Raw genomic sequence first — 11,168 nt, forward strand, 5'->3', positions numbered from 1 at the left:
GCTCAGCTCGCCCACGCTGTTGCCGGCGCGGTCGAGCCGCTGCGAGGTCGCGACGACCGGGTTGGCCGCCTCGGGCCGCACCCGCCGCCGGTCCCGCTGCGGCACCTCGGGGCCGTCCGGGTCGGTGTCGCGGATGGTGTCCCAGAACTCCTCCTGCGGCGAGGGGCCCTCCTGCTTCTTGCGCAGCCGGGACAGGACGCCGCCGCGCATCGGCAGCACGTTGCTCGCGGCGCCGACGGACGTCTCGACCATCTGCCACATCCGGCGCAGCGGTTTGCCGACCATGAAGCACACCAGGGTGAGCATCAGCCCGAGCAGGGTTCTCGTCAGCAGCGACAGGCCGGTCGCGTTGAAGATCGCCTGGAGGAGCACCGCGTGCGCGCCCGCCAGCACCGCGAGCACCAGCACGTGGAACACCGTCACGGCGGCGGCGCGGGCGACCTTGCGCAGCAGGTCGTGGTGGATCAGCGCGACGAGGCCGATGAGCGGCCCGGCCAGCGTGAGCACGCGCAGCAGCAGCTGGGCCAGCAGCACGGCGGCCTTGGCGAACAGCTGGAACAGCGAGAACGCGACGGCCTGCAGCAGCGACAGGAACCCGGCGCCGGTCCGGCCGCCGTCCTCGCCGCTGAAGTAGCCCTTCGTCGGGCCGAGCTGCGCGTAGATGTTCTTGTACTCGGCCTTCTTGGCGTCGAGCGCGGCCTGGTCGCCGTCCTTGTGCTCGCCCAGCTCCTGCACCGTCCACGCCTGCGCGGCCAGCAGCCTCGGGCCGAACTCGGCGGCCTGCGGCGCCTCGGGCGCGCCGAACTCGCCGCGCAGCCAGCTCTGGTAGACGACGGAGTCGTGCAGCCGCGACGGCAGCACGTCCAGGTTGTCCTGGTTCTCGTCCACGTCGATGAAGCCCGCCTGGATCTCCGACGTCCTGGTGACCAGCGTGTTGTCGAGCAGGTCGTAGAACTGGGGCAGCGCCAGCGTCGACGTCGCCAGCCACATCGCGGCCAGCGCCCACAGCCCCCGCTTGCTGATCGACGCCAGGTCGCCCTGCCAGATCTGGCGGAACATCAGCACCGCGAGGATCAGCGCCACCAGGCCGAACCAGCGCAGGTAGACGTTGTCGTAAACCTTCTGGACGCCGTCCTTCACCGCCTCGTCGAGCGGCTGGAGCAGGCCCTGGCCCACCACCGTGTAGTGCAGGGCGTTCGTCGCGCCGACGATGTTCTTGCCGACGTTGAACAGCTCGTTGCCCATCCACGTGTCCAGCACCGGCGTGGCGTTGGGCACCAGGCACTTCTCCTGGTACGTGTGCCACACCATGCCCGCGTACCCGTAGGTCAGGTACGGCGTGTCCGGCAGGCCGTTGCCGATCGGCGGGTCGACCGCGCCGACCATGCCCGAGCCGGGCCGTTCCGGGTTCGGCGCCTCACCGCACGGCGCGGCCTGCGCCGGCGTGGCGCCGATGACGACCTGCAGGCCGACGATCGCCACCACCACGGCCATCGCCCGCCACCGCGCGCGGGCCGTCCCGCCGTGCGCCGCCGCGTCTTCCTGAGCCCGTCTGAAACGCCGTCGCGCGTAGAGCGCGACGGCGATCAACGCCACCAGCAGGAGGGTGCTCATGCCGCGCCCTCCCGGCCCGGTCGGCGGTTTCCTCCCTCGCCGTGTGCCGAGTCGACCAGCTCGTCGGCCAGGCCGACTTCGAGGTCGGCGGCCAACTCGTCGTCGTACTCGTCCTGGTGCTCCACGTACGCGAACGGGTCCTGCGGCGACGAGACCTCGACCTCGGCCGGCTCGGGCCCCTCGCGCAGCGCGTCCGGGGTGGTGTCGAGCGAGTTGCGCAGGTGTTCCAGGTGCGGTCCGGAGAAGTCGATCCGGATGCGCTCCACGCCGCCCGCGCCGTCGCCGAAGATGAACTGGCGCGGCGCGCGGTCGCGCTCGACGTTCGTGCGGACGCCGCCGGGACGACGGCCCAGCGACGCCACGACCTGCTCGTAGCCCGCGCCGACCGGCACCTTCAGCAGCCGCAGCGCGTCCGCCTGCGCCTGGTCGTCGTCCAGCCGGCCGACGAACACCGAGTCGAGCAGCGTCACGAAGCCCTGGATCTTCAGGAAGTCCGCCGGGATCTGCGACGACAGCAGCACCCGGACGTTCCACTTGCGGGAGTCGCGGGCGAAGCGGTTCATCAGCACGCGGCCCGTCGGCACCTCGGACAGGAAGAACGCCTCGTCGATCCAGACACCCTTGCGGAGGTCCTTCGGCCGCTCGTAGATCGACCGCTGGGTGAGCCACGCGGCGAGGTTCAGCATCTCCACGCCGAGCGCCTCCGCGTCCGTCCAGTGCTCGCGGCCCGTGCCGTCCTTAGGCAGGTTCAGGCCCGCCATCGTGAGCACGGTCAGCCGGTCGTCGCGCTGCTCGTTGTACGGGTCGGCGTCCTGCTCGGGGATGAGCAGCGACATGCGCTCCCGCATCTCGTCGAGGAAGTCGGCGACGACGACGGCGTGCTCGTGGTGCTCGCTCGCGTCCCGCCGCAGCGCCTCGAACACCATGCCGGGGTGCGCGTCCGGCCGGCCGCCGACCGTGCGGACCGCGCGCAGCAGCACGATCCGGGTCTGCGGGAGCCGGGCCACCTCGTACGGCAGCAGGCCCGACAGCACGTCCAGCACGAGGCGGCGACGGGTGGCCGCGGCCAGCGCGCGTTCCCGCCGCCACGCCCGCTCCGGGTCCTCCTCGTCCATGAAGTGGTCGAGCTGGGGCTCGGCCACCACGCGGTACGGGTTGAGGATGCCCGCCTGGGCGTTGAGCAGGTTGATCGGCCGCGCGTACGGCTTCAGCTCGGGCAGCTCGCACAGCGCGGCCAGCGGCCCGGACGGGTCGAGCAGCGTCCAGTGCGCGCCGGCGCGCAGCGTCTTGTAGACGATGCCGCCGCCGAGGAACGACTTGCCCGCGCCCAGCCCCGCGACCATGGCGGTCAGGCCGGACGAGTCGCGCAGCTCCTGCGCCATCCACGGGTCCCACGCCACCGGGCGGCGGGTCGCGGTCACCGTCTCGCCCAGCAGGATGCCGCGCCGGTCGCCGACCTCGGCGGTGGCGGTGGGGACGGCGCTCGCCGCCCACAGCACCGAACCGCGCCGCAGGTACGCCGACGACGACAGCGGCTCGCCGGGGATGAACTCGCGGGCGATCGCGTACTGCGCCTCGGGGTGCTCGATCGCCACCTTCGGCTTGTAGAGGTCGAGCAGCCCCTGGGCGAGGCGCAGCGCCTCGCGCTCGGTCGGGCCGGAGACGGCGAGCCGCCACCAGCTGCGGACCCGCGTGCCGAGGGCGGTGAAGCCCGACGTCATCTCGTCGTCGATCTCCAGCACCCGGGACGCCTGGCGCGCCAACGACTGCGGCGGGTCCAGCTCGTGCTCGTCGGTGTAGTGCCGCACCTGCGAGCGAACCTTGCTCATCTGGCGCTGCAGCTCGCCGGAGACCTCTTCGGGACGCCGCACGTAGATGCGGGCCGACCACTCCACCGCGGCGGGCAGCCGGTCGGACCGCTGCACCCACGGGTCGTCGACCTCGGGGATCTGCAGACCGTGCATCAGGCCCACGGTGAGCACGGCGACGTGCCGCTTGATGCCCGCGTTCGAGCCCGTGCGGCCGCGGACGGTGACCGTCGGGGCGTAGGGCTCCTGGTGGAAGTCGGCCGCGTCGGTGAAGCTGGCCAGGTCCTCCGGCTCCCACGGCGCGCCCGGCACGGCGGGCAGGTTGCGCGGCGCGGGCAGGCCCAGCGAGCACGACCGGTGCATCAGCCAGGACATCTCCTCGGCCGTGGCCGGGCGGCCTTCGAGGCCGGCGGAGCCGATCACCTGGTCGAGGTGGTCGATCTCGGACTCGATGGCGACCAGCTCGGCGTCCACGGCGTCCGGGAAGACCTTGCGCAGCACGGGGGCCGCGCGCTCGACCGCGCGGTCCATCATGTTGCGGGTCTGCACCTGGACGCCGAGGTAGACCTCCTTCTCCGCCATCGACCGGCCCATGAGCTGCTGCTGCTCGCCGACCATGTAGTCGTCGAAGCTCAGCGTCCCGGGCGTGTCGGGCAGCCGGCGCACGGCGTTGTGCACGTGCGCCTCGGCCCACATCCGGATCGGGTACGGCCGGTTCGTCACGCGCAGGTGCATCCAGCGGCCCTGGAGCTCGGCGTACTGGCCCGCGATGGCGGCGATCAGGTCCTGGCGCTGCGAGTCCGACCGGAACGACCAGCGCTGCGGCGCGAGCCGGTACCAGGCGTAGACCTCCTGGCCGGTGCGCAGCAGGTGGCCGTCGATGCTGCGCGCGGCGATCGACGGGGTGTAGCTCGGCACGGCCTGCTCACCGGGCAGGCGGCGGCCGCGCTTGCTGTAGACCTTGCGGTCGTCGCGCGCCGCGGCGGCGTGCTGGGCCACGTGTGCGGCGGAGCGTCGGTCACGGTCACGCCGGCGTCCGAACACCGCGCACCTCCTTCTGACGGCGGTCTTGCTGCCTGCGGTGCTGGGATCGGGTGGAGGCGCTCGCGCGTTTCGCCCCCCTGGGGTGACGTTTGCGGGGGCGTTGCGGGGTGACCCGGATGCGCGCGGCGCTGGCCGCGCCGCCCCGGCCCGACGTCGTCTCGCGCGGCGCGGTCAGCTCGCGCACCCACATCGTCAGGACCGACGAGAGCGGGCGCTCGTGGCTGATCCGCGAGCAGATGAACCGGGTCAGGGCGATCGTGATGACGAAGCCCCAGCCGGTGTTGATGACGTCGAAACCGAAGCCGATCTGCCGCTGGACCGCGGTGACCAGCAGGAACACCACGATGCCGACACCCCACGCGACGTACCGCGCACGCCACGGGAAGGTTGCCTTGGGCGGGCCGAGCCAGACGGCGTCGACCCGGTAGACCTCGTCGTCAGTGCGTACCCGCAAGGGTCACCCGCCGGTGAAGAGGCCCGCGATCCACGAGCCGATGTTCGCGCCGGCGTTCGTGGTCACGGCCAGTCCGATGATCGCCAACGCGATGATGACGCCGCCGAGGCGGCGCATGACACCCGCGTTGTCTCCCTTGCCGCCGCCCAGCCACAGCAGCAGGAGCGCCACGGTGAGCAGGAGCAGGGGGACGAGGTTGTCGAGGATCCACTGGCGCACCCCGCCTGTGCCCAGGGCGGGCGGCTGCTGCTGGGCGAGTGTTACCAGGGTCATGGCGGTCATCTCGTACTCCTGAGTACGCAGGACTTCGCCGGGCGGGCCGAGGGGTGCCCGTCCGGTTGGTGCGCTATCGAGTAGAACACGTCTTCGTCACGAGGTGTATCGGACGGCTAGCGGTGCGTAGATCAATAACCGTTCCCCTGGCAGTCGATTACGTCTAATCTGACCACAGACATCATGGTTGGGGGCGAGCCGGTGGAGAACCGACGTCCCCGGATTCTCCCGATTGCTGAGATAGTTCACCCGACTGCGAACCCCCTGGTCACGCACAGTGTGCACGACCTCCAGCCCTCTGCCCGCCGGTCTTCCCCAGTAGCCCGTCCGGCCGAACGGGAGGGCCCGAACGGTCCGCATCACCGAGTGACGACGCCGAGGAGGCTCGCCGATGACCCAGCCGCCCGAGGCCGTGCCCGAACCAGCCACCGGAGTGAACGAAATCACCGTCTCCGTGGCCGTCTCGGACGGTGATCAGGTTACCGGTGACGACCGGCAAACCGGGCGGCGGGTGCAGCGGACCGTCAACTTCGACCAGGACGTGCTGGAGCGGGCGCGGGCGGCGGCCACCTACCTGGCGGCGTACGAGGCGGAGGCCGGCGTGCGGAGCCTCGCGGACATCGTGAACCCGGCCGTCGCGGCCTACGTGGCCGAGCTGGAGCGCCGCTACAACGGCGGCCGGGCGTTCCGCCCGGTGTTCCGGATGCCGCCCGGCCGACCCGCCCGCCGCGGGTAGCCCGCGACGCGCGGAGAGGCCCCTCCCGAACCCCCAGTCCGGAAGGGACCTCCCCGTCACGCGCGGCGGATCAGCTGGTGCCGGAGATCCGCCAGTAGCCGCCGGTCGGCAGGGTGTCGGGGCCGACCGGGCCCTTGTTCCAGAAGTAGTCGTCGAAGTTGGCGAGGCCACCGCCGCCGATCGGGCCCATCGTCGCCCACCGCACGGACGCCGGCTGGGTGTCGATCGACGCCTGCGCCCACGCGTCGCGGACCTTCATCGGCTTGTTCCACCACAGGAACGGCTGCCGCACCAGGTAGTTCGCGAACTTCCCGCCGTGCACGGCGCTGTGGTACGAGACGGTGTCGAAGCTGTTGATCTGGTGCAGCCCGCGGAACGCCTTGCCCCAGCGCGCCGCCCAGCTCTGACCGCCCGACGAGGCCTGCAGGATCGAGCAGGTGAACAGGCTCATCCACTCGACGTCCTTGTTGCCCCAGCGCGCCTCGTCCTTGGACAGGAACGTGTCGGTGTTGCTGCTGCACCCGGCGAACGAGAAGCCGGTCGGCGAGCCGTGGCCCTGCCAGTAGGTCATGTCGACGTCGTCGGCGTAGAGGTGGTCCTGGCCGCCGGGGAACACCGGGTCCTTGAAGTCGCGCTCCCAGGCGTTGTGGTTGACCCAGCTGAACTGCACCGGCACGCCGGCGGCGGTGAACCGGTTGTTGAACGTCGACAGGTTGTTCGCCGTCCACGGCAGGCCGGAGCACGGTCCCGTGCCCTCGCTGCCGACGTCGATCCGGTTGGTCCACTGCGGGGCGAGCGAGCCCTCCTCGCGCGGCGGGTCCACCGGGCCCGGCTGCGGCAGCCGGGCGTCCACGGCCGCGCCGACGATGACGGCCTGGACCGCCGCGCCGTCGCTGTTCACGCCGTCGCACCGGAAACCGGGGTCGAGCCGGTCGACCTTCTCCGACAGCGGCGGGGCCTCGTACACGTACGACACCCCGGTCGGCCGGACGCTCGCGCCGAGCACCTTCGCGCAGCGCTCGCGGCCCTCGTCCAGCGTCAGCACCGGAACGCGGCCGACCTCGACCACCTCGCGGGTGCTGTAGGTCAGCCCGGACACGGCGCCCTGCCCGTCGAACGCGACCCGGAGCTTCGCGCCGGGGCCCTCCAGCGGCACGCCGTCGAGCGTGAAGGCGAACGACACGGCGGTGTCGAGCGGGGCCGAGAGCACGGGCTTGGTGTCCGCGCCGACGACCTCGAACGTGGTGTGCGCGGCCGTCGGCGTGGCGTTGGCGGGCAGCAGGCCCGCGCCGCGCAGGGTTTCGAGCGCCTTGCCGGTGGCGTCCTCGACGGGGATGGCCCGCAGCCGGCTGAGGGCGTCGACGTCGAGCGAGGTCAGCGTGGTCTCGGAGCCGTCCTCGTCGGGCTTGCCCGCGCCCCGGTCGAGGCCGGGCACGTGCAGGTAGGTCGCCTCGTCCGCGAACGACACGGAGCCGTCCTCGGCGAGGTGGACGTCCTCGAGCCCGAACGCCCGCTGCAGCGCGGCGGCCTGGTCGGGGGTGAGCCCGGCGGACCGGACCCCGTACACGGGCAGTTCCGCCGCGGCCGACGTGCCGGTGGCCGACGCGGTGGCCGTGGCGCCGGTGATCGCGACCGCGCCGGTCAGGCCGGCCAGTGCGAGCCAGGTGGTGGCCCGCCTTCTCGTGGTTGACATGGAGTTCCCCTCCTCGTGGTACCGCGGGGCAGGACCCGCGGTCTGCGAGGAGGAAGCGCGCCGGGCCGCGGTGATACCGGGAACCACTCGAACGGCGTCATTGCTGTAACACCGTTGGCGCGCAAAGGATGTACAGGCGGACCCGTGTCGCGGGCCGGGAGGGTGCGGATGAGCCGGCATGTAAGCCGGATTCTGTTCCCGGGCGCCTCGCGGCGGTCCCGTTCGGCGGCCATCCATCTCGGCCTGCCGTTGCCGACAGGCTCCTGCGGCCTACCCGCAGGCATCGGGCGGGCCGCCCTCGATCGCCTGCGCAGGTGCCCGGAGGCACCCTCTTGGCCTTGCTCCGGGTGGGGTTTACCTAGCCGTTCCCGTCACCGGGGACGCTGGTGGTCTCTTACACCACCGTTTCACCCTTACCCCGGCTCGCGCCGAGGCGGTCTGTTCTCTGTGGCACTGTCCCGAGGGTCGCCCCTGGTTGCCGTTGACAACCACCCTGCCCTGTGGAGTCCGGACTTTCCTCGGCGACGGAGTGATCCGTCGACGCGGCCGCCCTGCCGACTCATCCGCGTTCACCAGGATACCGGCGAGTTCCCAGGCAGTGGAACCAGGGCCGGTGAACCTTGTCGCGATGTGGTCTTGCTGTTCTACTCGGACGCATGGCAGGAATCGGGGGACTCACCCGCCGCCGGCACGTCGACTTCGGCCGCACCGCCGCCGCGATCTGTTGTCGCTGACGCTTTTACCTCGCACACCGAGCCTTTTCTTCGAAAGGTGTCAGCGTTCCATGTCCTCCATTCTGCTCATTTCCGGCGGCCCGTCGCCGACCTCCCGCACCGGTGTCGTCGTCACCCACGTCGACGCGCTGCTCCGCGAGGCCGGGCACGCGGTGCGCACCCTGCACGTCCGCCGGCTGCCCACGTTGTCGCTGCTCACCGAGGACCTGCACGACCCGGAGATCGGTGACGCGGTCGCGGCCGTCCTGCGCGCGGACGGCATCGTGGTCGCCAGCCCCGTGTACCGGGCTGCCTACAGCGGCCTCGTCAAGGCGCTGCTGGACCTGCTGCCGAAGAAGGCGCTGCGCGGCCGGGTGATCCTGCCGCTGGCGACCGGCGGCAGCCAGGGCTTCCTGGTCGCGATGGACTACGCGTTGAACCCGCTGCTCGCCGGGAAAGGCGCGGACACGGTGCTGCGCGGTGAATTCGTGCTCGACCCGGACATCGCCGGCGGGACCATCGCGCCGAAAGCCGCCGAAGCGATTCGCGGCGCGGTGGACCGGTTCACGATCGCCGTCGAGGAAGCGCGGTTCCGGCGTGAGCGCCACCGGCTGCGCCCGGCCGGCTGACCGTTGCCGGCTGACCGTTGGCGGCCGGCCCGTTCCCGGCACGGCCCATTCCCGGCCGTGCCGGGTCCGGGCTCCCGGTCAGGCGAGGTGGGAGGTGTCGTTGACCAGCCGCACGGAGGCGAGCCCGTCGGGGTAGAACTCGACCACCGACAGCGACGCGAGGTCGAGGTGCAGCCGGAACAGCAGCGACGGCCCGACGTCCAGCGCCATCCGCAGCAGGCACTTGATCGGCGTCACGTGGCTGACCACGACGACGTCCGCGCCGCCGAAGCGGGAGATGATCGCGTCGCGCGCCCGCCGCACCCGCCGGTGCACCTGCTCGAAGCTCTCGCCGCCCGGCGCGGGCACGGACGGGTCGCCGAGCCACCGCCGGTGCACCTCCGGGTCGCGCTCGGCGGCCTCGGTGAACGTGAGCCCTTCCCACGTGCCGAAGTCCGTCTCGATCAGGTCGTCGTGCGTGCTCAGCTCGGCCCCGGTGGCGGCGGCGACGGCCCGTGCCGTCTCCTGGGCGCGCCCCAGCGGCGACGACACGACGGCCGCCAGGCCCTCGACCTTCGCCAGCCGCCGTGCCGCGGCCTCGGCCTGCTCGCGGCCGACGTCGGTCAGCGGCGGGTTGCCGCACCCGGAGTACCGGCGGGCCACCGACAGCTCGGTCTGCCCGTGCCGCAGCAGGTACAGGCGGGTCGGCTCGCCCACCGCGCCGGTCCACGACGTCGGTGACTGGGTCGCCGCCGCGTCCGGCTGCTGCGGCTCGGACGGGGCCGGCGCGTCCTTCGGCGGACGTCCGCCTTCGGCGCGTCCTACTTCGGCACGTCCTTCGGCACGTCCTTCGCGGGTGCGCTCGACGCCCGCCTGGTCGTCCATCGCCCGGTTCGCCAGCCGGTCGGCGCGCTGGTTGCGCTCGCGCGGGATCCACTCGTAGCCCACCCGGTCGAACGCGCGCGCCAGCTCGCGGGCCTGCGCGACCAGCGGCTGCATGGCCGGGTGCTTGACCTTCCACCGGCCGGACATCTGCTCGACCACGAGCTTGGAGTCCATCCGCACGTCCACGACGGACGCGCCGACCTCCACCGCCGCCCGCAGCCCGGCGATCAGGCCCTGGTACTCGGCGACGTTGTTGGTGGTGACGCCGAGGCCCGCGGCCCGTTCGGCCAGCACCGCGCCCGACTCGTCGAGCACGACGGCGCCGTACCCGGCGGGCCCGGGGTTGCCCCGCGAGCCGCCGTCGGCCTCGACGACGACCTTCACAGCCCGGATTCCCCGGTCCGCACCATGATCGCGCCGCACTCCTCGCACTGGATGACCTCGTCCGCCGGGGACTCCTTGACCTTGGCGAACGCGTTGCGGTCCAACTCGATGCGGCACGCGCCGCAGCGACGGGACCGGAGCAGCGACGCGCCGATGCCCTTGTGCGTGCGCACCCGCTCGTACAGCGCCAGCAGCGGCTCGGGGAACTGGCCGATCAGGAGCTTGCGCTCGGCGGTGCGCTTGGCCTCGGTCGACTCCAGGTCGGCCAGCGCGGCGTCCCGGCGGCGCGCCGCGTCGGCCAGCGCCTCCTGCGCCTTGTCCAGCGCTACCCGTGCGTGCTGGATGTCGGCCTCGACGGCCTCGCGGCGTTCCATCAGCTCCAGCAGGTCGTCCTCCAGCGCGCCGCGGCGGCGGCCGAGGGTGGCCAGCTCGTGCTCGAGGTCGGTGAGCTGCTTCGCGCCGACCGAGCCCGCCTGGAGCAGCTTGCGGTCGCGCTCCTCGCGGGCGCGGACCTGGTCGATCTCGGTCTCCTGCCGCTTGACCTCGCGGTTCAGGTCGCCGAGCGTCGTCTCGATCGTCGTCAGGGCGTCCTGCTTGGCGCGGAACTGCTTCTCCGCCTCGGCGATCTCCGCGATCTCGGGCAGCGTCCGGCGTCGGTGCAGGACGCGCGACAGCTCGGCGTCGACCTGGGCGAGGTCGAGCAGCCTGCGCTGCACGGCGGGATCAGCCTTCACTGTGTGCCTCTCAATTGGGTGCTCCTGTTCGGCCCGTCACGCCGACGGTCCAGGGATCGGTCCGGCGGGTCGAGACGAGGACCTCGACCGTACCGCCGAACGCGGTGCGCACGACGCCGGCCGCCTGCCCGCACCACGGCTGCTCGCTCGCCCAGTGCGCCACGTCGACCAGCGCCGGCCGGCCCGCGGCGACGTGCGCGGCCGCCGGGTGGTGGCGCAGGT

At 72.3% G+C, this 11,168-nt stretch carries 9 protein-coding genes, 1 other RNA gene and 1 pseudogene; 2 read left to right on the forward strand and 9 right to left on the reverse strand.

The features are described from left to right. From ACFQ3T_RS29585 to ACFQ3T_RS29600, 4 genes are all read right to left on the reverse strand, one after another. Positions 1 to 1,614 (reverse strand): hypothetical protein (locus ACFQ3T_RS29585; protein ID WP_380728195.1); only part of this gene is annotated, 1,614 nt, incomplete at its 3' end. Continuing rightward, a complete protein-coding gene (locus tag ACFQ3T_RS29590; RefSeq protein WP_380728197.1) occupies positions 1,611 to 4,421 on the reverse strand; it encodes an ATP-binding protein in 2,811 nt (936 codons plus the stop codon). The genes ACFQ3T_RS29585 and ACFQ3T_RS29590, both read right to left, overlap by 4 nt. A 25-nt stretch (positions 4,422 to 4,446) precedes the next feature. Continuing rightward, positions 4,447 to 4,920 carry a hypothetical protein gene (locus ACFQ3T_RS29595; protein ID WP_380728199.1) on the reverse strand — a complete coding sequence of 158 codons (474 nt, stop codon included), beginning with the start codon at positions 4,918 to 4,920 and terminating at the stop codon, positions 4,447 to 4,449. Between the two features lie 3 nt (positions 4,921 to 4,923). Next, complete coding sequence (locus ACFQ3T_RS29600) at positions 4,924 to 5,202, reverse strand: hypothetical protein (protein ID WP_077008017.1); 279 nt, start codon at positions 5,200 to 5,202, stop codon at positions 4,924 to 4,926. A 382-nt stretch (positions 5,203 to 5,584) separates the two neighbouring features. On the opposite strand from ACFQ3T_RS29600, the gene ACFQ3T_RS29605 reads away from it, so the two are divergent. Further along, the gene (locus ACFQ3T_RS29605; protein ID WP_380728201.1) at positions 5,585 to 5,929 is read left to right on the forward strand and encodes a hypothetical protein; all 345 of its coding nucleotides are present in this window, start codon (positions 5,585 to 5,587) and stop codon (positions 5,927 to 5,929) included. A 70-nt stretch (positions 5,930 to 5,999) separates the two neighbouring features. On the opposite strand, the gene ACFQ3T_RS29610 is transcribed toward ACFQ3T_RS29605, so the two are convergent. Continuing rightward, on the reverse strand, positions 6,000 to 7,622 hold the full coding sequence (locus tag ACFQ3T_RS29610; RefSeq protein WP_380728203.1) for a DUF6345 domain-containing protein: 1,623 nt from the start codon (positions 7,620 to 7,622) through the stop codon (positions 6,000 to 6,002). 165 nt (positions 7,623 to 7,787) lie between these two features. Further along, positions 7,788 to 8,184, reverse strand: an RNA gene (gene rnpB, locus ACFQ3T_RS29615) — RNase P RNA component class A. 222 nt (positions 8,185 to 8,406) lie between these two features. Here rnpB and ACFQ3T_RS29620 point away from each other — a divergent pair. Continuing rightward, positions 8,407 to 8,964, forward strand: a complete 558-nt coding sequence (locus ACFQ3T_RS29620; protein ID WP_380728205.1) for an NAD(P)H-dependent oxidoreductase — start codon at positions 8,407 to 8,409, stop codon at positions 8,962 to 8,964. Between the two features lie 78 nt (positions 8,965 to 9,042). Here ACFQ3T_RS29620 and ACFQ3T_RS29625 read toward each other — a convergent pair whose 3' ends face one another. The 3 genes and pseudogenes from ACFQ3T_RS29625 to ACFQ3T_RS29635 all read right to left on the reverse strand — a co-directional run. Continuing rightward, on the reverse strand, positions 9,043 to 10,212 hold the full coding sequence (locus tag ACFQ3T_RS29625) for a bifunctional RNase H/acid phosphatase (protein ID WP_380728207.1): 1,170 nt from the start codon (positions 10,210 to 10,212) through the stop codon (positions 9,043 to 9,045). Then, positions 10,209 to 10,946: a zinc ribbon domain-containing protein gene (locus ACFQ3T_RS29630; protein ID WP_380728209.1), complete on the reverse strand. Its 738-nt coding sequence runs from the start codon at positions 10,944 to 10,946 to the stop codon at positions 10,209 to 10,211. Before ACFQ3T_RS29630 ends, ACFQ3T_RS29625 begins: the two co-directional genes overlap by 4 nt. 10 nt (positions 10,947 to 10,956) lie before the next feature. Then, positions 10,957 to 11,168 (reverse strand): annotated as a pseudogene (locus ACFQ3T_RS29635) (Nif3-like dinuclear metal center hexameric protein); the annotation flags it as partial.

Origin of the sequence: Saccharothrix hoggarensis (assembly GCF_042678885.1) — a bacterium.
GTDB classification, from domain to species: Bacteria; Actinomycetota; Actinomycetes; order Mycobacteriales; family Pseudonocardiaceae; genus Actinosynnema; species Actinosynnema hoggarensis.